This is a genomic window from Chthoniobacterales bacterium (assembly GCA_035274845.1).
Taxonomy (GTDB): Bacteria; Verrucomicrobiota; Verrucomicrobiia; order Chthoniobacterales; family UBA10450; genus AV80.
Window position 1 is genome coordinate 98,212 of sequence record DATENU010000002.1, and the last position, 23,093, is coordinate 121,304.

The window sequence follows — 23,093 nt, forward strand, 5'->3', positions numbered from 1 at the left end:
GGGTCCTATCCAATGCTCATCCGGTAACGGGCGACCAGTTTCTGCGCGAGATAGTTGATCACGAGCGTGATGGTAAAAAGAACCAGGCCCACCATGAAGAGCGCGCGGTAATGCGTGCTGCCGCGCACCACTTCGCCCATCTCTTGCGCGATGATTCCCGTCATGGTGTGGACCGGCTGGAACATGGCGCCCAGCCCCTGGGTGAAATCGGGAATCGCAATCCGGTTTCCCGCGCAGAGCAGGACCACCATCGTCTCGCCGATGACCCGTCCCAGGCCCAGGAGAATGGCGGAAACAATTCCCGACAGGGAAGCAGGAACGAGCACGCGCCCGATGGTTTGGAGGCGGTTCGCCCCAAGGGCGTAAGACGCTTCCTTGAATCCGCGCGGCACGTTGCGAAGCGCGTCTTCGGAAAGAGTAAAAATCGTCGGCACCGCCATAAGCGCGAGCAGACAACCCGCGGTGAAAACATTCAGCCGCTCGCTAATTGGAAAAAATGAGACCCACTTCAGGAGGGGCGACTGGGAGGCGGCCCGGACCGCTTGCCCGACAACCGCGATTCCAAAAAAGCCGAGCACCACCGAAGGAATCGCCGAAATGAATTCGATGTATGGCTTGATGAACCGTCGTTCGTGGCGTGACGCGATTTCGCTCACATAAATCGCGGAAGAGACCCCGAGCGGCACAGCGATTAGCAGCGCCACGATCGAGACCAGAACCGAGCCCACGAGCAGCGGAATGATTCCGTACCAATCCTGCCAAAAACTCGCCGTGACCCATTCGCGCCCCGTGAGAAAGGAGCTAATCGAGCGATACCACGGCACGAGCACGTCCGGCGACCAGGCGCGCAATCTCTGTGACGCTACCGGTAATCCATCGAGATACTCGCGAGCCTTGGATTTCCATTGTTCGAGCGCTTTCGTCCCGGCTGGATCGGGAAGCGAGGGCGATTCCCCCAGGAGATTGCGAATTTTTGCCGCCATTTCAGCGCTGGCCGTATCAAAGGTCGCGGCGCTCTGCCCCAAAGTGGCCAAAGCGGCATCGTGATTCACTTCCGGCACCGCAATCGCCGCAGCTGCAGCCTGGTTGCCGGAACGCATCAATTGCTCGCGTTGCACCAGCAATTCGTTGCGCGCGAACAACTGCTCTTTCAAGGCGCTCGCCTGGTCCGTGAGATCGGAGAGGAGGCCGCGCATGTTCTCCGCGCTGTCGCCAAATCCGGCCGCGAATTGATCGAACGGCACCAGCGCCGCATTGATTTCGTCCAGCGGAACATTCCGCTTTTCCATGGTGCGAACCTCCCGAAGCCGGATGTCGCTCAGGTTGCGCGCGAGCGCTTCATGTTGGGTGGAGACACCGCGAATGATGTCCACATATTCGAGCCCGGCCTGCCGGTAGAGCCGCAGGTTGGCGAGATTCTGTCCGAAGAATCCGAACCCTTCGCGGAACAGGAAAATGGTGATCAGCGCGAGCACAATCACGGCGACGAGGGCATTGCCGCCGAAGAAGGCCTTGATCATCTGCTCGAAGGCCGCCTGCATTTTTCTCGATTTTGTTCTCGGCGGGATGAGAAGGCGGGCGTCGGCGACACTTTCCATGCGAAAAAGACAATCGCGGAAAGGTCAGCTCCCCGGCAATTTGTTTAGTGTTACGTTTGTGTGACGGGGAGGAGAGCGCTGATAGTCGTTCCTTTCCCCGGCTCGCTCCCGGCCTCGACTGTGCCGCCGTGCAGCTGCACGATATGTTTCACGATCGATAACCCGAGACCGGTCCCGCCGAGTTCCCGGCTGCGTCCTTTGTCGGCGCGATAAAATCGCTCGAAGATCCGCGGGAGATCCTCTTCGCGAATTCCAACGCCCTGATCGGAGACGCTGATGCGGACGCGGTCGCCCTCGAGCTCCGCGCGCAAGGAAACCATGCCTCCCGGTTGCGAATATTTCACCGCGTTATCGAGCAAATTGTAGATGACCTCCTGGAGCCGGCTCTCGTCCGCGTTGAGAAGGGGCAGGTTTCCCGGAAAATTGAGGTGCGACTTGAGTTTGGCGGCCGCGAAGCGTTTTTCCCAGTCGCGCATGATCGAGTGCAACAGCTCAGCCAGATCGACCTCGGACAAGTCGAGCTTGGTGCCGGGCGATTCGAGACGGGCCAGGCTCAGGACGTCCTCCACGAGCGAGTTCAAACGATCGGAATGGCGCTCCATGATTTCGAGAATCCGAAGCAACTCGCCCGGCGGCTGGTGCGGGTCGTCCAACAGCGTCTCGAGGTATCCGCGAAAAATCGAGAGCGGCGTCCGGAGCTCGTGGGAAACATTCGCCACGAATTCGCGCCGTATTTCCTCCACCTGCTTGAGCTGGGTGACATCGCGAAAGAGGATCACCGCGCCCTCCATCTGGGCGGAATCTTCGCCCAGAGGCACCGCCGTCACTTCCAATTCGCGGCCTTCGCTCGGACCGCGCGAGAGCTGAATCGATTCACGCTGCGGTTCGCGCGCCCGGACCGCTTCCAGGACGAGGCGGTCGATCGAGGCGTGCCGGATCAGTTCGAGAAATGGCAGGCCGCGGCCTTTTCCTTCGATGCCGAACAAACGCCGGAACGCGCGATTCATCAGGCGAACCTGGCGCTGGCCATCCACCACCACGAGGCCATCGAGCATTGCGCCAAAAACGGTCTGGGCGCTCAGCTCGCCTTCCCTGACCCTCTCTGCGAGCTCTCGCTGGCGATCGCCTACTTTCTCCAGCGCGAGTCCCAGGCGTTGCGCTCGCGCGTTGGCACTAATCAGGAATTTCCGCGGAGGTCGTCCGTTGAAAATGGCATCCACCAATTCTTCCGCGTCCTCCCAGGGTCCGATCCACCGTCGCCAGACGACGACGGCCGCGACAATCACGATGGCGGCCAGTCCACAAAATGCGAGCCAGCCCATCAGCCCTTAGCTTTCCCGGATCCGGTAGCCGAAGCCGCGAACCGTTTCGATGGCGGCCGAAGCTTTGCCGAGTTTTTTGCGGAGCCGGCGGACATGCGTATCCACGGTGCGGGTATCGATCAAACTTTCGTACCCCCACACTTCGTTTAGCAACCGGTCGCGTTCCTGGACGCGCCCTTGTCGCCGCATGAGCATCCGGAGGAGTTTGAATTCCACACTGGTTAGCCGGACGGAACGGCCACCCACGCTCACCTGGTGCCGCGCGGGATCGAGGGTGATCTGGCCGATCGACAATTTTTCCTCGGTGGCTTCGCCTTTTCCTCGCCGCAAGATCGCGTTTACCCGCAAGATCAGCTCACGGGGGCTGAACGGCTTGGTCACGTAATCGTCCGCGCCAAATTCGAGGCCAACGATGCGGTCGATCTCCTCTGCCTTCGCCGTCAGCATGATAATCGGGATCTGGCGCGTGGCCGGATCGGTTTTTAAAACCTTGCAAATTTCGAGTCCAGGCATTCGGGGCAACATCAGGTCGAGGATGATCAGGGCGGGCCGTTCCTCGCGGGCCAGGCGGAGCCCGGCCGCGCCTTCGGTGGCGACGCACAAGCTGAAACCGCCGGCTTTGCGCAAATGCAGCGTGAGCAAATCGACCACGTCTGGTTCGTCCTCAATAATCAGGATTCGCGTGGTCGACATTCGGCGGGCCGGTTTAGACCCCGAGCTTTGCAGAGACACGCATTGTTTGTCAAAGAACGTCAGCAATGGCGTGGGACGCCGGGGGAGGAAAACTCACCAGCTTCTGCGCCTTCTCGACACTCACGGACCTCGTCCGCGGTGGCGCGAGCGGGAGCGATGGCGACCGCAGTCGCGATCACGAGCAGGCAACGACGCAAGGGCATCCTCTTTAGCCGCTCGAAAATCAGGAGTGAAATATGAAATACGCCAGGCTGGCGACGCAGAGCCGGACCAGAGATAATCGAGCTTGACGACTTTCTGTTCGTCCAGCCCGGGCTGTCGCGCCATCCAACGGGGCTCGTTCATGAGCTGCAGCCTACCCGCTCTGAGAGTCGGCAGCAGCCCGCCTCAAGGCTTCGCGCCATGCATTTAGTTCCTCCCCCTTCGGAATCCGGTTCTGAAACATGCCGCCGTCTTCCGGAATCTCCTGGTTGTCGAACTGCGCCACCCAAAGGTCGCCACGCTGGGGGCGTTTCGCAGTAGCTAAATCCGCTTAGCGGGCGTCCCCTACACGAAACAGTCCTCCCAAAAGCATCTAGCTCGCGCGATCGGAGGAGCTAGCTTTTGTTCTTCTCGGGGCCTTCCTCTTCGTAGAGCGATCCAGTCTTCTGCGAAACTCCTTCCATATTTCCCCGCCGGCCTGCTTGGCGCACCACGCGTCGGCGGCAAAACAAAGTGAAGGATGTCCCAGTAGCCATACGTACTCATGCAACGCCCTATCGCTGCGTCCAAGCTTACCGAATTTTTTCTTTTCGAGTCCCATTTCCTTCTTCGCCAAGGGCCACAGTTTGACATCGCTACCCCCCCACAACAAATCAGCTACATTACTCATTTGATAAATCGCTTTTCCGTCAGGACTATGAAATAATTCCTTCGCTGATTGAATATCATAGTCGCTTCGTCGGCACGCTATTATCGAAACATATCCTATCCGATTGCGACGCAATCCCTGAGAGTTTTTAATTAGAGATGCATCGAGCCAGAAAAGTGGAAAGCCCATACTTTCATGGAAAAGAATTATGTCCAATGCAGACGGGCGTAGGAAATCTTCTTCCTCCCACAGGACGATACGAGGAAACTCGCACAGATTAGACATCTGCTTCAGTTCCTTCTTGAATACACCGCCGAAATTGGCGAAAGGCCTTGTAGCACCCTCGGTGACCCAAGTATCCGTTACGCCAGCCAAGGCTTCATCGAGACCTGCGTTACTGGCGGATTCCCGCGATATAGCCTGTCCGAAAAGGCTCATGCTTCGAAGACCGAGGGCAAAGGCCGCAATTCTACTGTTTACGAACTCATACGCTTGAGCGTATTGTTGCTCTTTCATTTTCGACGCCAACGCCACTAAATCTAGGCGACGCAGAACCTGGCTATTGGCTGTAGCGCCGCGCAGGGCATACAACAGTGGTTTCGAGAACTGGAACAGCAACCCGTCGCCATTCACGGACTTGCGCTTGTGCCGCATATATGCGTAGGCCGCTCGTTTGATATTTAGCCGCCCCAGGGAGGAAAATAGATCGGACAGCTTGGCATTAAGCCAGTTAATCGGCGTGAAAACGCTTAAGGCGTACATGGCTTTAATTTCCTTAGCGTTGCTCAGTTCGTTTCTGAGCGGCGCGCTATGATTTTGATCGTAGTCCATGCTGTCAATTGAACGCGCAATACCGCGCAGTGAGGATTTGCTAAAAATAATTCTGTTCACACCGGAAAGAGCCATCAAACGCTCCTTTTCCTCGGGTTCGCACAGGGCGATGTCGTGAACACGAGTTTGCGCTTTTATGTCATTAGCCTCCTCGTTCCAAAGATGACTCGTTACGCCGACTCGACATATGTTGTGCTCTGATGAGACCTCGAGGCGCACAATATTAAAACCGAGGTGACCCGCCTGATGTGCGCCAATATCAAAGGCCGGCGCGCCAATGGCAAGAAAGCCATCGGTGAGATAGGAAGCGTATTCCTCGGCGCGCGACGACTGGAAGGTGGTATAAGCTGCCACCTCGGAAATGTGCTGGTGGCCGTGCAGGATTATTCTAAATCGATTTCGGACGAGGAACTTGTTGAAGTAGCTCGCATTCAAAAATCTGTATTTGTTGGTGTCATCATTGTTGGTCGGCAGATTATTGTGGTGAAGAACTGCGATCCTTAAGCTATCGGCGGGGGATAACGCTCTCTCGCAGGCCTTCGCAGCCTCTCGGTCGATGGAGCCAGGGTCGTAGGATTTTTCCGGGCTATCGTATGCCGCGAGAATTGTTTCCACTTGCTCAATGACGCTGCGAACGGCGGGGGAACGGCTCTTGGAATTGGAGACCTTCTTTCGAAGGTCGCGGAGCAAAATTTGGAGCCTCTCTTCAGCCGCGTCGTACAGTCCGCACTTTTCAGCAGAGTTGACAGCCCATATCGAAATCGATTTATCCCGTCCGGTATCCGTCTCTTTCCCATAACTCGTGTCTCTGGCATATACGATTCTCGCAATCGGTGGATGCGAAAATGGTGTTACGAAGGTAATCGGGACCTTGCTGCTAGTTTGGAGCTCAGCACATATCTGTTTAAAATAGTGGAACTTGTCGGATGCAGGGTCTCCATGCGTGCCTTGTTTGTCTGCCGCCGGGAGATTGCGGTGCGGAGAGAATGAATCGTGATTGCCAGGTACGGCTATGACGCCGTGAAATACGGGCAGCCGCTTTCCAGCCAGGTTCACCGTGGGCAGTAATAATTCCTCGTTAAGCGTCGCTACACGGTCCTTGTCCCATCTACTTTTGTAGATATTATCCCCGCCCAGAAGAAGGTAAGTTTTGTCCGATACTGCCGCAGCCTTTAACGCTGCTTCATGCAGTGTATTTCTGAAAATCTCGTTAAGTTCGTCAAGCGGCGTTCCGCCTAGCGACTTGGTATGAAACGAAGCGGAGTTAGGATAGTCCCAGTGAATATCCGAGACGTGCACAATTGTCACGGAATAGGTCTTCCGGTTCCCCATCAGCGCCAGTGAATCGTTCGCTTTCATAGAGAATTCGGGCGACGTGCGAATGGTAATGCGCAACAATTTCGAGGACTACAGCGTGTCGATTTTGCGCGGCTCAAGACGGCTGGAGGAAAAAGTTCATGGAGGACTGGGCGATTGAGGGGCTATCCAGATATTGCTTTGGTCACTGATATCTGTCGAGCTCTTAAAATTTTTCCCCGGCAAAACAGTGCCTCGTGGCCACGAACAACCTGTTGTCGTTCGCATTCCGCAGATGAGAATACCAGGTGAGGTCATGAACGCATTTGGGCAGAACAGGAGAATGACGGTGCGAATGATGATGGCCGATTTCGCGCGCCGAGATAATCACGCCCGCCACGGTTGATCCAGCCGGATAGAACGGACCTCATGCGCGCAATGCGTCTCCATGCTGTCGGGCGAGAGTTGATTGGCGACGACCTTCCCGTTGCGCGGCCTGCGACGAGGCAATTGCTCGTGAAAGTAGCCGCGTGCGCTGTTTGCCGGACCGATCTTCATGTCGTCGATGGTGAACTGCCGAATCCAAAATTGCCGCTGGTGCCGGGACACGAAGTGGTGGGACGCGTGGAAGAAATCGGTCCCGGCGTGGACAACTTTCAAAGAGGGGACCGCGTTGGAATTCCGTGGCTCGGCTGGACCTGCGGCGAATGCGAATTTTGCCTTTCGGCCCGCGAGAATTTGTGCGAGCGCGCCCGGTTCACCGGATACACCATCGATGGCGGTTACGCGGAATTCGCCGTGGCCGATGCTCGCTTCGCTTTTCGGCTCCCGGATGCCTTCGACGATGTCAGCGCGGCGCCTTTGCTCTGCGCCGGCTTGATTGGGTATCGCTCACTCCGGAAGGCGGGCGATGCCAGGAAACTGGGCATTTACGGCTTCGGCGCCGCGGCGCATATCATTACCCAGGTGGCGCGTTCCGAAGGCTGCGAGGTGTTCGCCTTCACGCGGCCGGGAGACGTCGAGGCGCAGCAATTCGCTCTCCGTTTGGGTGCGCATTGGGCCGGCGATTCGGAGGAAGCGCCCCCGGAAAAGCTCGATGCCGCCATTATCTTCGCGCCGATCGGTGCGCTCGTCCCGGCGGCGCTTCGGGTTCTGAAGCGGGGCGGGCGAGTTGTCTGCGGTGGAATTCACATGAGCGATCTTCCTGCGTTTCCCTATCGCGATCTCTGGCAGGAACGAGAGATCGTCTCGGTAGCCAATCTGACTCGGCGCGATGCGGAAGAATTTTTGGCAATCGCTTCCCGGATTTCGATTCGAACCGAAACGAAAACCTTTCCCCTCGAACAGGCGAACGAAGCGCTCGAAGCGTTGCGGTCTGGAAAACTGAGTGGGGCGGCGGTGCTGGTGCCGTGAGCTGGAGCCGCCTAATGGAGCCGGCCTGCCCACAGGCCGGAGGGGGGAGGCCTCGCATGCCATCGACCGTAATCCCAACGGCCCGATGGCGGGCCGTCTCCAAGAAAAAAATTACTTCCGCGCTTCCGGCGTGACGGTCAGCGTCACGCGCTTGCCATCGCGCTCAACCACCACCTGCACCGGCTGGCCAATTTTCACGGCGTCGAGCGCGTAGGTGTAATCGTAAATATTCGCGATTTTCTGCCCGGCGAATTCCACGATGACATCGCCGCCTTTCAATCCCGCTTTCTCCGCCGGGCTTGCTCCGCGCACGCCACTCAGCTTCACGCCTTTGACATCGCTGGTCGTATAATCCGGGATCGTGCCGAGATACGCCCGCAATGTCTCGCGGCCGCCGCCATCCTGCGAAGTGCGTTCCACCTTGGCCAGGTCGGGCCGTTCTGGCGCTCCCGCCAGATCGATCACGAGCTGCTCCGAAAACTTCGCGATTCGCTCCAGCCCTTCGTAATTAATTTTATCCGCCGTGTCGCTGGGCCGATGGTAATCGTCATGCGCGCCGGTGAAAAAATTCAGGACCGGCACATTCTTCGGGTAAAAGCTCGTCACGTCGGTCGGCAAATAGGGATCATCCTGCAGGGTGAGATTGAATCCGGCGGCGACATTCCGTTTCTCGATCAGCTTTCGCCAGGCGTGCGATGAGCCGACGCCTTGCAGGGTCAGCTTGTTGTCGCGGAGCCGGCCGACCATGTCGGCATTCACGTAGGCTACGATCTTTTCCAAGGGCACCGGCGGCTTCTCGCAAAACGCGGCTGAGCCGATGATCCCGATCTCTTCGCCCGACCAAAACCCGAAGATCACGCCGCGCCGAAATTTCTCCGGATGTTCGCTCCGCTCTTTCGCGAGGGCCGCTACCAACTCCATCGTCCATGCCGTCCCCGAACCGTTATCGTCGGCGCCGGGATGAATCTTGTTCTCTTCGCCCGTCCGCTCGAGGGAGCTTGTGCCGCCGCGACCGAGATGATCGTAATGTGCGCCGACCACAATGTATTCATCAGTCCCTGTGCTCGGCGGGAAATAACCGACCACATCGTTGTCGTTTTTCTTCAGGTGCTCGACGCCGCAGGCCAGCTTTACTTTCACGTTAGGCAAAACGAAGCCGCCCTCGGCGTGCGGGTTTTCCTGGTCGAGTCCCACCTGAAGTTCCTTTAACTTTTTGCCGCTCGGCGCGAGGAGCGAATCGGCGAGCGATCCGCTGATCGACGCCACTACGATGCCGCTACTCGCGTTCGTGTTGTCGTTGTTGAGCGCGAGAAGCTGGCCCGCGTTCGGCGAAGTCGGCCCGGTCACCACGAGCACGCCTCTCGCGCCGCGCTCGCGCGCGAGCATCGCCTTGTAACGCAAACCGGCATAACGATTGAGCTGCGCGCGTCGCGTTTGGTCGACCCCTTCCGGGACGTAGCGCAAAATCAGGACGATCTTGTCCTTCACGTCGAGGCCCGCATACGAGTCATAGCGCGCCGCGCCTTCCCCCGGAACCACCAGCCCGTACCCGGCAAAAACTACGTCGCCGTTCGCCTCGCCGTTTTCGCTGAAGGCGAGCGGCCGGAAGTCCGAGTCGAGTTTCGCCGCGGCCCCTGAAATTTCGAGTCGCGTTTTCTCCGGAAGGACCCGTTCGCCGGCATTGAACTGGAACGGAAGCGCGTAGTTTTCGGCAAACGACTTGGCGCCGTTGTCGCGCAAATAATTCGCCAGCCATTTTGCCGTTTCCTGCGCTCCCGCGCTCCCGGTCATCCGTCCCTCGCGCTTCGCGTCCGCCAGCCATTCGATTTGCTTGCGCAAATCCGCCGCCCTTATCTCAGCGCTGTAGCCGGGATCGGGGGTTCCAGTCGTGGGTGATTTTGAAACCGCGTCGCTTGTCTGCGTCGCTGTGCCCAGCGCCGCTCGCGCCGCCTCGTCATTCCAATCCGCGATAAAAAGCTGCGACTTCCCATCCCCGGTGCGCCCGCTCGTCCAACAGAGCTTCTTTCCATCCGGCGAAAACACCGGGAGCCCGTCAAAACCCGGAGTGAACGTCACCCGGACCGGTTCGTGTTCCCCCGCCGCATCCACGAGAAACAGCTCGAAGTTTTCGAAACCGAGTTTGTTCGACGTGAAAATGAAATACTTCCCGCTCGGATGATAGAACGGCGCCCACGACATCGATTTGAAATCGGTCACCCGCTTTTTGTCCGAGCCGTCGAGCTTCATCGTCCAGACATCGGCGATCATTCCGTTCTCCTCGAAATGCCGCCAGACGATCCGCGTTCCATCCGGCGAGAAGAACGGGCCGCCGTCGTAGCCCGGCTCCGTGGTCAGGCGGCGAACATTCGAGCCGTCCGCGTTCATGAGATAGATGTCGCCGAACCAGGCGGCGTCTTTGTCGTAACGCTCGCGATCTTTGGCCGGCAGCTTATCCAGCGGGAACGCGCTCCGCAGCGAGCAGAAGACGATCTGTTTTCCATCGGGTGAATAAGAGCCCTCCGCATCGTAACCCGGTGAGTGCGTCAGGTTGATCGCGTCGGTCCCATCCTGTTTCGTGGAGAAGATGTCTGCGGAATCGTCGTAATCCCACGAGTAACGCCGTTGTTTCCCGCTGGCGCGGAATTCCAGCTCGGCTTTCTGTTTCGCGGCCGCTTCCGGATCGGCATGCGTGGAGGAGAACAGGACGCGGTCTGTTCCCGGCTGGAAAAAACCGCAGGTCGTCTTGCCTTTGCCCGGAGAGACTCGCGTCGTTTCTCCGTTTTCCAGGTCGAGGATGTATTGCTGGAAGAACGGGTTCTCCGGTTCGCGTTCGCTTTGGAAGATCAGCTTCTTGGCGTCCGGCGAGAAATAGCCTTCCCCGCTTCGCTTGCCTTCGAAGACAAGCTGGCGGGTGTTCGAGATGAAGCGGGATTCCTGGGCTGGATCGTCCGCGCCGAAGGCGGCCGCGCCCAACATCAGGAGGGGGGTAGAGAAAAAAAAGGATGTAAATCGGCGCCGCATCGGGAAGTTCGTTTACTCTCTCCTCGCGGCGCGCGCCAGCAAATCGCGCACGGTTTCGTCGCTCACCTGCGCAAAATCTCCGTAAAACTGCCCGACCCCGCGAAACCAGGCCGGCGCGAACAACGCCACCGTCTCGTCCGCCGCCCGCTCGATTTCGCCGAGTGTTTCCGGCGGGCAAACCGGGACCGCGACCACGATCCGCGCCGGGTCCTGCCGCCGCAGCGCCGCGATTCCCGCCAGCATGGTTGCGCCCGTGGCCAGGCCGTCGTCGACCAGGATTACCGTCCGTCCCTGCAATTCCGGCGCGGGCCGTTCCTGCCGATAATCGCGTTCGCGCCGTTCCACTTCGCGCGTTTCTTCCGCCGTAATCTCCGCCACGGTCGCCGCCGCATCCGGCATGGCGCGCAAGACATCTTCATTCAAGACCCGCACCCCGCCGGAAGCGATCGCCCCCATGGCCAGTTCCCGTTGCCCGGGCACGCCCAGCTTTCGCACGACGAAAACGTCGAGGGGCAAGCCGAGAGCCACCGCAATCTCATATCCGACCGGCACGCCGCCGCGTGGCAGTGCGAGCACCATCGTGTCGGGCCGCCGCTCGTAGGCGCGCAATTGCTCCGCCAGCAATTGGCCGGCTTCGGTGCGATCACCAAAAGACGTCCGCATCACGGTAACGGTCGGACGAACTGTGAAAGCGGGCAATAGGCCGTATACGTCCTATAGGTCTTATGCTGCCGCCATGAATGAGGAACACGCCTGCTGTCATCATGAGCGCTCGTCCACAGGTGCACCATCGCCGCCCGGCGCCCTTTACACCTGCCCGATGCATCCTGAGATCGAGCAGGTCGGGCCGGGGAGCTGCCCGATTTGCGGGATGGCGCTCGAGCCGAAAACGATTTCGGTGGCGACCGTAGAAGACGACTCCGAGTTGCGCGACATGACCCGCCGGTTTTGGATCGGCGCGGCGCTAACTCTGCCGGTTTTTTTCCTGGCGATGTCGCATTTGATCCCGAATCCGCCGTCGTGGCTTTCCGGGAATATTGCGCGCTGGATTCAATTCGCGCTCACGACGCCGGTGGTCCTGTGGGCCGGCTGGCCGTTCTTCGTCCGCGGCTGGCGTTCCATCGTGAGCCGCCATCTCAACATGTTTACCCTTATCGCAATCGGCGTCGGCGTTGCTTATCTTTACAGCTGCGCGGCGTTGCTCTTGCCGAATCTGTTTCCGGCGTCGATGACGCATCACGGAGAGCTCGGCCTCTATTTCGAAGCTGCCGCCATGGTCACCGTTTTGGTTTTGCTCGGCCAGGTCCTCGAGCTCCGGGCGCGGAGCCGGACAGGAAGCGCCCTCCGGAGCTTGTTGAATCTCGCGCCGCCGGTCGCTCGCCGTGTTCGCAATGGAAACGAAGAAGAGGTTGGCCTGTCGGAAGTAAGGAGCGGCGATCATTTGCGCGTCCGACCCGGCGAGAAAGTCCCCGTCGATGGAACCCTGATCGAGGGACGAACTTCCGTGGACGAATCGATGATCACCGGAGAAGCGCTCCCAGTTGAAAAGGCTCCCGGCGACAAAGTGGTTGGCGGGACGCTGAACAACACCGGCAGTTTCGTCATGAAGGCTGAGCAGGTTGGCCACGAGACCGTGCTCGCCCAGATCGTCGAGATGGTTTCGGCGGCGCAACGCAGCCGCGCCCCCATCCAGCGGCTCGCCGATACCGTCGCGGGATATTTTGTGCCGGCCGTACTGGTGGTGGCCGTGATCACCTTTGTCGTCTGGGCCTGGATCGGCCCCGAGCCGCGGCCCGCCCATGCGATTGTTAATGCCGTGGCCGTGCTCATCATCGCGTGTCCCTGCGCTCTTGGCCTGGCGACGCCGATGTCAATCATGATGGGGGTCGGCCGCGGCGCTCAGGGCGGAGTGCTGGTGAAAAACGCCGTCGCGCTCGAGCTGATGGAAAAGGTCAAAACCCTGGTCGTGGACAAGACCGGCACGCTCACGGAAGGAAAACCGCGTGTCACCCGGATTATTGCTACCTTAGGAATCGACGAAGACGATCTTTTGGCCGCGGCCGCTTCCGCCGAGCAGCAGAGCGAACATCCGCTCGCCTCGGCCGTCGTCGAAGCCGCGCGGGAAAGGAAAATTCCGCTCGAGAAGATCGAAGGGTTTTCTTCCACGACCGGCGGCGGAGTGATCGCGACAGTGCCGCGCGCGACGATCATGGTCGGCCAGCCGGCTTTCCTGCGCGAAAATGGAATCTCCGGCCTGGAGAATTTGGAGGAACAGGCGGCAAAGCTGCAAACCGAGGGTCAAACAGCGATATTTGTCGCCATCGCGGGCCGCGCCGCTGGCGTGATTGCTGTCGCGGACCCAATTAAGAATTCAACGCCCGGTGCCGTCCGGGAACTGAATCGGCTGGGCCTGAAAGTAATCATGCTGACCGGGGACAACGAGCGGACCGCACAGGCGGTCGCGCGAAAACTGGGGATCGATGACGTGGAAGCGGGCGTTGCTCCAAAGGACAAGCACGAACAGATCGAGCGCTTGCGCGGACCGAATTCCGTCGTCGCGATGGCGGGCGACGGAATAAATGATGCGCCTGCCCTGGCCGCGGCCGACGTGGGAATTGCCATGGGGACGGGCACGGACGTGGCCATGGAAAGCGCTGGCATCACCCTGCTAAGGGGCGATCTCAACGGCATCGTGAAAGCGATCCATTTAAGCCGCGCCGTCATGCGTAATGTCCGGCAGAACCTTTTCTTCGCTTTTTTTTATAACGCGCTCGGGATTCCGATCGCGGCCGGGCTGCTCTATCCCTTCTTTGGAATTCTGCTGAGCCCGGTCATCGCCGGCGCGGCCATGAGCTTGAGTTCTGTCTCGGTGATCGCAAACGCCTTGCGGTTACAACGCGTGAAGCTATGAGATGAGGAGTTGTAGCGACGCCGCTCTGTCGGCGTAACAGGCGCTGCCCGCAATCGACGCGATCGTACGGCGACAGAGCGCCGTCGCTACGGCAACGAGCGCGCGATCCATCATGCTTATCTTCTTCCTCTGCGCGTTTTCGCTCCTCGCGGGCTTCATCGATTCCGTCGTGGGCGGCGGCGGGCTGATCCAGATTCCGGCCATGCTGATTCTCCTCCCGGGTCTGCCGATCGCGACCATTCTCGGGACGAATAAATTCGCCTCGTGCGCGGGGACGACCATCGCCGTGCAGCGTTACTCGCGGCACATCACCTTTGATTGGCCCACCATCCTGCCGGCGGCGATCAGCGCCTTCATCTTCTCCTTCCTCGGCTCGCGCGTTGTCTCGCTCCTCAACACCGCGTTTCTCCGGCCGATCGTGCTCGTCCTTCTGGTCCTCGTGGCGATCTACGTTTTTTTTGTGAAAGACCTCGGCATCATTCACGCGCCGAAACATCCGCCGAAGAAGGCGCAGCTTCTCGGCCTCCTGTTCGGCGCGGCGCTCGGTTTTTACGATGGTTTTTTTGGTCCGGGAACGGGCAGCTTCCTTATCTTTCTCTTCGTCGGCGTATTCGGGTTCGATTTCCTGGCCGCCTCCGCCTCGGCGAAAGTGATCAACCTCGCGACGAACCTGGCGTCGGTCATTTACTTCAGCTGGACCGGCCACATCATCTACGCCTACGCGGTCCCAATGGCCATTTGCAGCGTCCTCGGCGCCAGCATCGGGGCCCGGCTCGCCATCGCGAAAGGAAGCCGCTTTGTCCGGATCTTTTTCCTGGTCATCGTTGGAGCGCTGATCGCGAAGCTGGCCCAATCGATCATTGCGCCGTAGGCAAACACCGAAGCGACTGGTAGGGACGCCGCGCTGCGGCGTCCGAAATAGGCCCCGACGCAATGTCGCGGACGGACGGCGCAGCGCGCCGTCCCTACCATGGGATCGGAAGACTCGATGTTTCGATTACGCGTCCGCCAGGTAAGCCTCGATGACCTTCTCGTCGCCCTGTGCGGTAATCAGGTAAACCTGATCTCCGTCGCCCCAGGCTGCGGTCATCCAGGTTCCCTCCGGAGAAATCTGAGGCGCCTTGTCTTTGATTTCGTCCGGTAAGGCCGCGCGATTCAGCACAAATAGATGGAGCAGTCCGCCTTCGTTCCGCTTGAAGCAGACCAGCGCAACATCGTGTCCGCGAAAACGCAGGGTGCGGCAGCCGACCGGCTCGAGGTCCCGCAATTTTTTCGGGAGAATGAGCTGTGACGGCGCGTTGTTTTTTTGCAGCCAGCTCTCCACCTTGGCCAGGTCCGGCGATTTCATCTCCAGGTTCGGATCGACCTTGATGAATCCGACCATCTCATCGCGATAATCCGCGAGGGAAACGGCCGGTTGAAAAGGCCCGCGCCACGAACCGAACAGCACCGCCAGCGCGACCAGGCACGCGGCTGCGAGGAGCGCGACGCGGGTCCAGCCCCGGCGCGGCTCGGCCGAAACTTCCGGCGGCGGCGCGAGCAATCGCGCTTTCAAGCCGGCGGGAACCGGGAGACTGGCCAGCTTGGCGCTGATCGTTCGATCCTGCTCCTGGTCCGCTGCCCACCATTCCTTGAGCGCGGGATCCGACTCCGCTCTCGTGCGCGCGTCCGCCAACCGGGGATCGATCGCTTCCGCGTCGCTTCCGCGATGGACGCTCAACATTCCGCGCCATGAAGTCACCTCATCCATTACCGGTTCTCTTTCATCGGCAGAATTTTCTTCGATTCCTCCGCCGCGAGGTCGCTCAGGCGTTTGCGCAGCTCCGCTTTCCCGCGGGAAATGCGCGACATGACGGTGCCGATGGGGAGCGAAAGAATTTCCGCGATTTCGCGATAGGAATGCTGGTCCATGTAAAACAACGTCACCGGCGCGCGGTAACGTTCGTCGAGCTGGTGGAGCGCGGTCTGGACGATGGCGGCATCGATCTCGTCAACGATCGAGGGCGAAATCTGGAGCGGTTCCGCGAAGACTGTCTCCTCGTCGGTTTCGACAAAGCGGTCGTCGCGCCGTTTTTTGGTGAGGAATTCGCGGTAAAGAGTGGTGAAGAGCCAGGTCTTAACCTTCGAGGTGTCCCGAAGCTGGTGTCCTTTCGCGGCCCAGGCATAAAAGGTCTGCTGGGTCAGATCGAACGCGTCGGACTCGTTGCGGCTCAGCGATAATCCAAAGCGGTATAGTGGCATGTAAAATTCCTCAACCAGCTTTTCAAAATCGACCCCAGCCACGACGCCATGAGTAACGAGCGGGCCGGACCCGCGCGAGCCAAAACTCCGTTGCTCCTTTATCAGGCATGGGTGAGATGGGGGCTCAGGGGCGTAAGAGACGCCGGAGCGCCGATTATTCCTTCGCCTGAAATATTTTTGCCAACCCGCCCTCTCACTCGCATGCCCGGACGCCTCCTGATATTTCTCTCCCTGATGATGATTCTTCTCCAGACCTCCCCTTTGCGAGCGGGTGAAGCGGTTTACGAAAGCAAGCCGGCGAAGACCCATCTTCTCGAGCTTTTCACTTCCGAAGGATGCAGCAGTTGTCCGCCGGCGGAAGCGTGGCTGAGCAATTTGAAAAAGGAGCCGCAACTCTGGCGCGATTTCGTCCCGGTCGCGTTCCACGTCGATTACTGGGACCGCCTGGGCTGGCGTGATCCCTTCGCCTCCAAGATTTGGACTGCGCGCCAATACGATTATGCCGAACGCTGGAAGAGCGGAAGCGTTTACACACCCGGTTTCGTTCTCGACGGACGCGAATGGCAAAACCGGAGTGTCCCGTCGCCCGCCGCCGAAGCGACCGGCGTTTTGACGATTCGGCTCTTGGACGGCGATCGGGTGACCGCAACCTACCAACCCGCGACTGGCGGTGGGCGCGATTTTGAAATTCATCTCGCGCGGCTGGGATTCGGATTGAGCACGAACGTGAAGGCGGGAGAAAATCGCGGGCGCAAATTGCAGCATGATTTCGTCGTGCTTTCGTTGACGAACGAAGCCATGCCGGGCGGCACAAAGGAACTCCGCTTTCCCGCGGCCGCCTCGGGGCAAACCGGCGAACGCGGCGCGCTGGCGGCCTGGGTGACTGAGGCCGGCCAGATGGAACCGATCCAGGCCGTCGGCGGCTGGTTGCCGTGAAAATTCTATGAGCGACAAAATTAACAAAACCGATGACGAGTGGCGGAATGCGCTGACCCCGCAGCAGTATCATGTCCTCCGAGAGAAAGGGACCGAGCGGCCCTTTACCGGCGAGTACGCCGACGCGCACGACGACGGCACGTATCATTGTGCCGGCTGCGGGAATCCGCTTTTCAGTTCCGACACCAAATACGAGTCGGGCAGCGGCTGGCCCAGCTTTTACCAACCGGTCGCCAAGGACGCCGTGGAGACGGAGAGCGATCGCAAGTTCGGGATGACGCGGACCGAAGTTCTCTGCGCCAAATGCGGCGGCCACCTCGGCCACGTTTTCCCCGATGGCCCGCAGCCGACCGGGTTGCGTTATTGCATGAACTCCGCGGCGCTGAAGCTGGAGAGAAAGGAATAACGATCAAGCCCCTCCGAACTCGGGAGCTCCAAGGCGCCCGTCTTGGAATGCTTGCAGCAGTACTCACGGGCTGCGTCGTCGACCAGCGCCCGTGGTTGCATCCCTATCGGCCGACCACGGCGGTCGCCGGGGTTACATACTGCGCAAAGCATCATATCCCGACGATTAGTGTGCGCGGATATCACTCCATCAATGCGAGCGAAAGGCTTGTTCTCGTCCACGACTGGTCTTCAGCGGCGCTGAAATGTGATCCAGACAATCCAAATCGGCTCGCAGATGACCGGAAGTTCCAACCCTCAAAGATCCATGCGATGGGTGGCACCATTACGTACTGCCCGCTGTGCGATGCCGATTATTGGCACTGTCACGGTGGAGGCCGACAGCTTGGCGAGACCGATATTCAGCAGATTACCTCCATCGTGATGCACCACTCCGAGTTTCACAAACCGATCCTCCGCATTTTCGCCGTCTACAGTCCAAACGCTGTTGTTATCGGCGGTCGCCAGGAGCGGGTTGGAGACGTTTTCAGCGACATTGGCTTAGCGAAGCTTGGGGATAGGTGGGTCATCGCGTACCCAGTATCTTCACATCGCGTCGTGGCTACTGGTCGCGATGATTTGTGATGCTAGTGGTGCCCGAAATGAGTTGTAACCAAGTTGTCCGCCGCCGACTTACTTCATCGGCTCCGGCCGGGCGTGGCGCGGTTGATAAACGCCAAGCTTGCCGCCGCCGGGAAGAGTGAGCTGGGTTAAGACACCCCAGCCCATGTCCTGCACTTCGCCGCAGGAAATATTTTTCGTTTTCATCTCGGCGACGAAGGCGTTTACGTCGTCGCACATGAGATAGAATTCGTGCTGGTCGTTCTTTTCGCCGGGATGAACGGCGACTTCAGAGGGCGGGAGACCAAAGATGAGCCACCCCTGGCCGACGTCGACCTTGGTGAGCTTGAGGATATCCCGGAAGAAATTGCGGTCGGCTTCGGGATCGGTGCTGTAGATGATGGAATGCGCGCCGGTGATCATGCCGGAATGTTATTGGCAGGGCGAGACGCCGTCGAGCCGAAGAGTTGATTTCGAAGCGTCATCCCGCCCGGCACGGTGGCGTGCCGGCTCCATTGGAGACGGCCTGCCCTCAGGCCGTATGGGTGCGCGCCACGAAAATTCCTTCGAATTCTGCTGCCGGTTGGCCATGCTCGACGACGGTTACGCGCAGAGTGATTCGCGCCTTCCCCTTCCCGCTGAAATGGCGCCGAAACTCGCTGAGCGCGTTCGCGTCAGGCCGCAAACAGGTCGCTCGAATGGTTTCGCGCACCGGGCGGAGGAAACGGATCGAGCTTTCCGCCACCACCACGTGCGCAGCGGCGTCGTTCAGCTCGACCCAGAGAAATCCGTAGGCGGCCAATGTCGCGACGGCGTTGATGCTGCCGCCGAACGCGGTCCGGAGATGGTTCGAGTTCAGCGCGACGGGCGCTTCGACCGTGAAGCCGGCTTCGTCGTGCGCCACGACCCGCAAACCCATTGCTCGCGTGATCGGGATTTGTTCGTGGAGAAATTTCTCCGCTTTCGATTCGTTCATTTGGTGGATCGCGCGCTACGTCGCGCGATGGCGAAATGCGTGGCTGCTCTCGGGCGTTCCGTCATCGAGCGCGGAGCGCGCGATCCACCGTGTCGCCGGTCTCATTGTCTTTCGGAGTCCTTGAGCAACTGTTCCAGCTCGCTCTTCCAAAGTGCGGCCAGCGTGTGGCTGCCGTGGCCGCGGGTTTTGTCGCTCAAGGGAATGACGATGGCGCGCCCTTTGGCGACCCGCTTGATTCCCTGCTCGAGGATCTGCAACTCCGGCGGATTGATCAGGTCGTCGGCGGTATTGATGGCGAGGAGCGGAGCTTTAATTTTCTCCAACCCCGGTCCGGGATCGTAATCGCGCGATGCATCGAGGGCATAAAGCACATTGTTGGTGTCGTCGGTCTTGAAGTGATCGCCGACAAACTTGTCGAGAACCTCATCCGTCTTCTTCAGGTCGGGCGCTTCCTTCTGGCGTAGAACCGGGTTGCTGCTCATGAGAAAAAGCATTTCGGCGGCAGTCCGGAGCGCCGGCGGCTGCGAGGTGTACTCGCCACCTTTCCAATCCGGATCGTTCCGGATCGCGTCGATGATCACGCGGCGCCAGGCGCGGTTCCGCCCGGAGATCTGGGTCGGCAAACTGGCCAGCGGCATGAGCGCGTCCATGAAATCAGGGTGGGCCGACCCCCAAAGCCAGGTATGCATTCCGCCCATCGAAGTCCCCATGATGAGCCGGGCGTGGTTCACGCCGAGCCCGTCGGTCAGTAAGCGGAACTGCGCCTCGACCATGTCCACGTAGCCGTAGCGCGGGAACTTCGCGTGCAGTCCGTCGCTCGGCTTGCTCGATTTGCCGTGACCGATCCCGTCCGGCAGGACGATGAAAAATTTCGCCGCGTCGAGCAGCTGGCCCGCGCCGAAAAGTTCGCCCGCGAACTCGGGCCGGATGAATTGTCCGCCGCTGCCGGTGGTCCCGTGCGTGATCAGGACGGCGTTTTGCACGACACCTTTCGCGTCTTTCACCGGCTTGCCGATGGTCCGGTAATGAATCTTCAGCTCGGGCAACGTCTCGCCCGAAGTGAATTTGAAATCGTGAATGACGTGGTCGGCTTCGGTGGGTGGCGGGTATTCGGCGGCGAAAAGAGCCGATGGCGTGGCGAGGAAAAAGGCGATGAGAAATCGGAGCAGAGCACTCATGGTCTGCAGCGTAGCGGCAAATTCACTTGATCGCGAACAGGCCGGCGATGCCGAGGAGGTAAAGAACAAGCACGACAAACGAATCGACTCCCATGCGCGCAATCTGGCGGCGCGGCCGAAAGATCAGGCCGTAAACATAAACCGCGGTCAGCAGCATCCCGAGCGCAGTCAGATACATGTCCGGTTTCGTCGCGTGAGGCAAAACGGCTTTGCCGGAGACGAGTGTCGCAACAATGAAGATGACCGGCAGAAAGGCGTTGCCGCCAAAAATATCGCTCACCGCGAGTTTGTAATCGCCCAGCTTGACCGCGGCCAATCCCGTTGAGATTTCCGGCAGCGCGGTGACCGCGGCCAGGATGGTGGCGCCAAAGACAACGCCGCTGAGCCCGAGTTGTTTTGCGATTATCTCGCTGGTTTGCTGGAGAACAACGCCCGCGGCCAGGGTTGCGATTGCCGCAATCAGGAAAACGATGATCGCCCAAGGCGTGCTCGATTTTCCCGCAGCATTTTTTTCCTTCTTTTGAACCTGGGTCCGGCGCCGCTGGCCACCAGGCGCATCGCCGTGGCTTTGCCAGGGAAGATTGCCCCGCGCTTTACCGATGAGATAGAGACCCGCGATCCACGCCCCGCAAATGAGGAGACCGTCTGGCGTTATCCCATTCCAGACCAGGGAATCCGGGAGCTGATGCGCCGCCACCGTGATCGTGAGCATCACGATCACGAGGACCGCTTCGAGAACGAGATCGAGCGAGGCGGCGTGGCCGATGAGGGGGGCGAGTTTCCCCATCGCGGCAACGTCGAGCAGCACGAGCACAACTGTCTGAATGGCGATTCCGCCCAGGATATTGCCGGTGGCAATGTCGAGCTGGTTCCGCAACGCGCCGCTGGCAGTGATTGCGATCTCCGGCAGGTTCGTCACGATGGCGAGGAGAATGGCGCCGCCGAGCGCTTCGCCGAGATGGAACCGCGACGAAAGAACATCCGTCGTTTTCGACACGTAAATCCCCGCGATCCAGACCACCACACCGGCGACCGCGAAGACCGGCGCCAGAATCGGAAGCGACATCTGCTCAAACACGCCGCCACCCTACTGTCGGCATGACAGGAAAGGAAACTGCGGCCACGTTCCGCGATGAAGATTCCGTATTTCGAAGTCCTCGCTTTCACGGACCGGCTCTTTGCCGGGAACCCGGCCGGCGTCTGCATCCTCGGGGAATGGTTGCCAGACGAAATGCTCCAGAAGATCGCCACCGAGAACAACCTGGCGGAGACGGCGTTCTTTATCGATCGGGGGAGCTTTTTCGACATTCGCTGGCTGTCGCCGTCGGCGGAGATCGATCTTTGCGGCCACGCGACGGTCGGCTCGGCTCACGTGCTCTTTCAGCATCTCGGCCGAACCGGGGACTCGTTGATGTTTCACTCGCGGAGCAGCGGCGAGCTGAGAGTCGATCGGGTAGGGGAACGCCTGGTGCTCGATTTCCCCTCGCGGCCGGGAAGTCCTTGCGAGGCGCCGCCGTTACTGGCGGAGTCGTTAGGCGCGCAGCCGACGGAAGTTTTGCGGAACCGGGATTACATCGCGGTCTTCGAACGAGCGGAACAGGTGGCGGACCTCAAGCCTGACCTCGTTGAGCTGGCGAAGCTCGAGGGTGTCCAGGGCGTTTGCGTCACCGCGCCGGGAAACGATTGCGATTTCGTTTCGCGTTACTTCGCGCCGAGCGTGGGCGTGCCGGAAGATTCCGTGACCGGCTCGACCCATTGCGGACTGATTCCCTACTGGGCGAAGCGCCTCGGCAAAACGGAATTGCATGCGCGCCAGCTTTCCCCGCGCGGCGGCGAGTTGTTTTGCGAAGACCGCGCAGACCGGGTCGGGATCGGCGGTACCGCTGTGACGTACGTGCAGGGGACGATGGAGCTAGCGGTGGTAATCGCGGATAGGTCATCAAGGAACGGCGATTTTCAATCGCCGACCAGTTAAGACGGCGGTTTCAAACCGCCGTTCCTTAAAGCCTACCAATCGACGGTGGCGTTGCCGGCGGCATCGAGGGTGACTTTACGGCCCAGGAGACGCAGCTGCGCGAGATTGTTATCAGGATCCTTTTCGACCTTGGCGTAAACCGTCGTCTCGGTCATGGAATTGAAATCAGAGGTAATGCTCTCGAAAGCGGGCACGTCCTTCTTCGCCACCCAGACCCGGAGCGCGGAGTAACCCTTCTTGGCTTTTGGATCGTGCTGCCAGATCGACGCTTCGTACCAGCTCGGCTTGAGGTGCCGCAGCTTCGCGCTTCGATAATGGAAACGGACCGCAACGACCCGGTTAATAAGCGACGCCTCCTGGTTCAACAGCGTCGGGACGTCGTAAGTCTGGACGTTCTTCCAGGTGGCGGCGTCGAATTGCTGGCCGGCCACGGCGGTCGTCAGACCGATCACGGCGAAGATTGCCGTCAGGATTGTTTTCATGTCGTTAGGTTGCGAGCAGCACTCAGAGCTTCTTGTTCGCCGCGATTACTTTTTGGGCCAGGGTTTGAATCTTGTCGAGCCGTTCGCTCAGGAGCGATCGCAGTTCATCCGCATTCAGGGTGGCACCGTTGGCCGGCGGCGTCGAAAGAGTTCGGATCGCTTCAAAAGCTTTGTCGTTCAGCTCCGAAACGGCGCGATTGAAATCCGCCTGACCGGCCATGGCGCTCGAAATCACGTCGGTGACCTGATCGAGACTCACCCGGCAACCTTCGAGATCGTCGCCAAAAATGATCCGGAGAATGTCTTCCGCGGCGGCGCGGGCTACTTTTCGCATCGGCTGATCGGAATCCATGGCGCGTGAAGTC

General features: G+C 59.7%; 21 protein-coding genes. 7 read left to right on the top strand and 14 right to left on the bottom strand.

All coding sequences use genetic code 11. The features are described 5' to 3' along the window. Window positions 1–5 precede the first annotated feature (5 nt). From pstC to VJU77_00795, 4 genes are all read right to left on the bottom strand, one after another. A complete protein-coding gene (gene pstC / locus VJU77_00780) occupies window positions 6–1,598 on the bottom strand; it encodes a phosphate ABC transporter permease subunit PstC (protein ID HKP01869.1) in 1,593 nt (530 codons plus the stop codon). A gap of 50 nt (window positions 1,599–1,648) precedes the next feature. Then, on the bottom strand, window positions 1,649–2,920 hold the full coding sequence (locus tag VJU77_00785) for an ATP-binding protein (protein ID HKP01870.1): 1,272 nt from the start codon (window positions 2,918–2,920) through the stop codon (window positions 1,649–1,651). 6 nt (window positions 2,921–2,926) lie between these two features. Next, the gene (locus tag VJU77_00790; GenBank protein ID HKP01871.1) at window positions 2,927–3,613 is read right to left on the bottom strand and encodes a response regulator; all 687 of its coding nucleotides are present in this window, start codon (window positions 3,611–3,613) and stop codon (window positions 2,927–2,929) included. Window positions 3,614–4,187: 574 nt separating this feature from the next. Continuing rightward, a complete protein-coding gene (locus VJU77_00795) occupies window positions 4,188–6,653 on the bottom strand; it encodes a metallophosphoesterase (protein ID HKP01872.1) in 2,466 nt (821 codons plus the stop codon). A 366-nt stretch (window positions 6,654–7,019) separates the two neighbouring features. On the opposite strand from VJU77_00795, the gene VJU77_00800 reads away from it, so the two are divergent. Next, window positions 7,020–8,003, top strand: coding sequence for a zinc-dependent alcohol dehydrogenase family protein (locus VJU77_00800; protein ID HKP01873.1), 984 nt, complete (start codon window positions 7,020–7,022; stop codon window positions 8,001–8,003). Window positions 8,004–8,114: 111 nt separating this feature from the next. On the opposite strand, the gene VJU77_00805 is transcribed toward VJU77_00800, so the two are convergent. Together VJU77_00805 and VJU77_00810 are read right to left on the bottom strand one after the other, a co-directional pair. Beyond that, window positions 8,115–10,979: a M28 family peptidase gene (locus tag VJU77_00805; protein HKP01874.1), complete on the bottom strand. Its 2,865-nt coding sequence runs from the start codon at window positions 10,977–10,979 to the stop codon at window positions 8,115–8,117. A 57-nt stretch (window positions 10,980–11,036) separates the two neighbouring features. Continuing rightward, window positions 11,037–11,687 (bottom strand): phosphoribosyltransferase family protein, encoded by a 651-nt coding sequence (locus VJU77_00810; GenBank protein ID HKP01875.1) that lies wholly within the window; start codon window positions 11,685–11,687, stop codon window positions 11,037–11,039. A gap of 157 nt (window positions 11,688–11,844) precedes the next feature. Between VJU77_00810 and VJU77_00815 the strand changes: the two genes are divergently transcribed. Further along, entirely contained in the window at window positions 11,845–13,935 is a 2,091-nt protein-coding gene (locus tag VJU77_00815; GenBank protein ID HKP01876.1) for a copper-translocating P-type ATPase, read from the top strand. 112 nt (window positions 13,936–14,047) lie between these two features. Further along, window positions 14,048–14,806, top strand: a complete 759-nt coding sequence (locus VJU77_00820; protein HKP01877.1) for a TSUP family transporter — start codon at window positions 14,048–14,050, stop codon at window positions 14,804–14,806. 126 nt (window positions 14,807–14,932) lie between these two features. Here VJU77_00820 and VJU77_00825 read toward each other — a convergent pair whose 3' ends face one another. Beyond that, on the bottom strand, window positions 14,933–15,685 hold the full coding sequence (locus VJU77_00825) for a hypothetical protein (protein HKP01878.1): 753 nt from the start codon (window positions 15,683–15,685) through the stop codon (window positions 14,933–14,935). Next, window positions 15,685–16,485: an RNA polymerase sigma factor gene (locus tag VJU77_00830; GenBank protein HKP01879.1), complete on the bottom strand. Its 801-nt coding sequence runs from the start codon at window positions 16,483–16,485 to the stop codon at window positions 15,685–15,687. The genes VJU77_00825 and VJU77_00830 overlap by 1 nt, the downstream gene beginning before the upstream one ends. Here VJU77_00830 and VJU77_00835 point away from each other — a divergent pair. Genes VJU77_00835 through VJU77_00845 form a run of 3 tightly spaced genes read left to right on the top strand, consistent with a single transcriptional unit; the run spans window position 16,378 to window position 18,141 of the window. Beyond that, window positions 16,378–17,112, top strand: a complete 735-nt coding sequence (locus VJU77_00835; GenBank protein HKP01880.1) for a DUF1223 domain-containing protein — start codon at window positions 16,378–16,380, stop codon at window positions 17,110–17,112. The genes VJU77_00830 and VJU77_00835 overlap by 108 nt on opposite strands. A gap of 7 nt (window positions 17,113–17,119) precedes the next feature. After that, a complete protein-coding gene (msrB, locus tag VJU77_00840) occupies window positions 17,120–17,518 on the top strand; it encodes a peptide-methionine (R)-S-oxide reductase MsrB (protein ID HKP01881.1) in 399 nt (132 codons plus the stop codon). Between the two features lie 47 nt (window positions 17,519–17,565). After that, entirely contained in the window at window positions 17,566–18,141 is a 576-nt protein-coding gene (locus VJU77_00845) for a hypothetical protein (GenBank protein ID HKP01882.1), read from the top strand. A 48-nt stretch (window positions 18,142–18,189) separates the two neighbouring features. On the opposite strand, the gene VJU77_00850 is transcribed toward VJU77_00845, so the two are convergent. The 4 genes from VJU77_00850 to VJU77_00865 all read right to left on the bottom strand — a co-directional run bounded on the left by VJU77_00850 (window position 18,190) and on the right by VJU77_00865 (window position 21,337). Further along, entirely contained in the window at window positions 18,190–18,540 is a 351-nt protein-coding gene (locus VJU77_00850; GenBank protein ID HKP01883.1) for a hypothetical protein, read from the bottom strand. A gap of 109 nt (window positions 18,541–18,649) precedes the next feature. Next, window positions 18,650–19,093 (bottom strand): YiiD C-terminal domain-containing protein, encoded by a 444-nt coding sequence (locus VJU77_00855; GenBank protein ID HKP01884.1) that lies wholly within the window; start codon window positions 19,091–19,093, stop codon window positions 18,650–18,652. A 101-nt stretch (window positions 19,094–19,194) separates the two neighbouring features. Then, entirely contained in the window at window positions 19,195–20,271 is a 1,077-nt protein-coding gene (locus VJU77_00860) for an alpha/beta fold hydrolase (protein HKP01885.1), read from the bottom strand. A 22-nt stretch (window positions 20,272–20,293) separates the two neighbouring features. Further along, window positions 20,294–21,337, bottom strand: coding sequence for a hypothetical protein (locus tag VJU77_00865; protein ID HKP01886.1), 1,044 nt, complete (start codon window positions 21,335–21,337; stop codon window positions 20,294–20,296). A gap of 66 nt (window positions 21,338–21,403) precedes the next feature. Here VJU77_00865 and VJU77_00870 point away from each other — a divergent pair, with 66 nt between their 5' ends. Beyond that, window positions 21,404–22,246 carry a PhzF family phenazine biosynthesis protein gene (locus VJU77_00870; GenBank protein ID HKP01887.1) on the top strand — a complete coding sequence of 281 codons (843 nt, stop codon included), beginning with the start codon at window positions 21,404–21,406 and terminating at the stop codon, window positions 22,244–22,246. A gap of 32 nt (window positions 22,247–22,278) precedes the next feature. On the opposite strand, the gene VJU77_00875 is transcribed toward VJU77_00870, so the two are convergent. Together VJU77_00875 and VJU77_00880 are read right to left on the bottom strand one after the other, a co-directional pair. Then, window positions 22,279–22,728, bottom strand: coding sequence for a hypothetical protein (locus VJU77_00875; protein HKP01888.1), 450 nt, complete (start codon window positions 22,726–22,728; stop codon window positions 22,279–22,281). A 22-nt stretch (window positions 22,729–22,750) separates the two neighbouring features. Then, a complete protein-coding gene (locus tag VJU77_00880; GenBank protein HKP01889.1) occupies window positions 22,751–23,080 on the bottom strand; it encodes a hypothetical protein in 330 nt (109 codons plus the stop codon). Window positions 23,081–23,093 lie beyond the last annotated feature (13 nt).

What these genes read in the sequence shown, in the direction of transcription:
- pstC (HKP01869.1), bottom strand. Translation starts at nt 1,598, where the DNA reads ATGGAAAGTGTCGCCGACGCCCGCCTTCTCATCCCGCCGAGAACAAAA.
- VJU77_00785 (HKP01870.1), bottom strand. Translation starts at nt 2,920, where the DNA reads ATGGGCTGGCTCGCATTTTGTGGACTGGCCGCCATCGTGATTGTCGCG.
- VJU77_00790 (HKP01871.1), bottom strand. Translation starts at nt 3,613, where the DNA reads ATGTCGACCACGCGAATCCTGATTATTGAGGACGAACCAGACGTGGTC.
- VJU77_00795 (HKP01872.1), bottom strand. Translation starts at nt 6,653, where the DNA reads ATGAAAGCGAACGATTCACTGGCGCTGATGGGGAACCGGAAGACCTAT.
- VJU77_00800 (HKP01873.1), top strand. Translation starts at nt 7,020, where the DNA reads ATGCGCGCAATGCGTCTCCATGCTGTCGGGCGAGAGTTGATTGGCGAC.
- VJU77_00805 (HKP01874.1), bottom strand. Translation starts at nt 10,979, where the DNA reads ATGTTGGGCGCGGCCGCCTTCGGCGCGGACGATCCAGCCCAGGAATCC.
- VJU77_00810 (HKP01875.1), bottom strand. Translation starts at nt 11,687, where the DNA reads ATGCGGACGTCTTTTGGTGATCGCACCGAAGCCGGCCAATTGCTGGCG.
- VJU77_00815 (HKP01876.1), top strand. Translation starts at nt 11,845, where the DNA reads ATGCATCCTGAGATCGAGCAGGTCGGGCCGGGGAGCTGCCCGATTTGC.
- VJU77_00820 (HKP01877.1), top strand. Translation starts at nt 14,048, where the DNA reads ATGCTTATCTTCTTCCTCTGCGCGTTTTCGCTCCTCGCGGGCTTCATC.
- VJU77_00825 (HKP01878.1), bottom strand. Translation starts at nt 15,685, where the DNA reads ATGGATGAGGTGACTTCATGGCGCGGAATGTTGAGCGTCCATCGCGGA.
- VJU77_00835 (HKP01880.1), top strand. Translation starts at nt 16,378, where the DNA reads ATGCCCGGACGCCTCCTGATATTTCTCTCCCTGATGATGATTCTTCTC.
- VJU77_00830 (HKP01879.1), bottom strand. Translation starts at nt 16,485, where the DNA reads ATGGGTCTTCGCCGGCTTGCTTTCGTAAACCGCTTCACCCGCTCGCAA.
- msrB (HKP01881.1), top strand. Translation starts at nt 17,120, where the DNA reads ATGAGCGACAAAATTAACAAAACCGATGACGAGTGGCGGAATGCGCTG.
- VJU77_00845 (HKP01882.1), top strand. Translation starts at nt 17,566, where the DNA reads ATGCTTGCAGCAGTACTCACGGGCTGCGTCGTCGACCAGCGCCCGTGG.
- VJU77_00850 (HKP01883.1), bottom strand. Translation starts at nt 18,540, where the DNA reads ATGATCACCGGCGCGCATTCCATCATCTACAGCACCGATCCCGAAGCC.
- VJU77_00855 (HKP01884.1), bottom strand. Translation starts at nt 19,093, where the DNA reads ATGAACGAATCGAAAGCGGAGAAATTTCTCCACGAACAAATCCCGATC.
- VJU77_00860 (HKP01885.1), bottom strand. Translation starts at nt 20,271, where the DNA reads ATGAGTGCTCTGCTCCGATTTCTCATCGCCTTTTTCCTCGCCACGCCA.
- VJU77_00865 (HKP01886.1), bottom strand. Translation starts at nt 21,337, where the DNA reads ATGTCGCTTCCGATTCTGGCGCCGGTCTTCGCGGTCGCCGGTGTGGTG.
- VJU77_00870 (HKP01887.1), top strand. Translation starts at nt 21,404, where the DNA reads ATGAAGATTCCGTATTTCGAAGTCCTCGCTTTCACGGACCGGCTCTTT.
- VJU77_00875 (HKP01888.1), bottom strand. Translation starts at nt 22,728, where the DNA reads ATGAAAACAATCCTGACGGCAATCTTCGCCGTGATCGGTCTGACGACC.
- VJU77_00880 (HKP01889.1), bottom strand. Translation starts at nt 23,080, where the DNA reads ATGGATTCCGATCAGCCGATGCGAAAAGTAGCCCGCGCCGCCGCGGAA.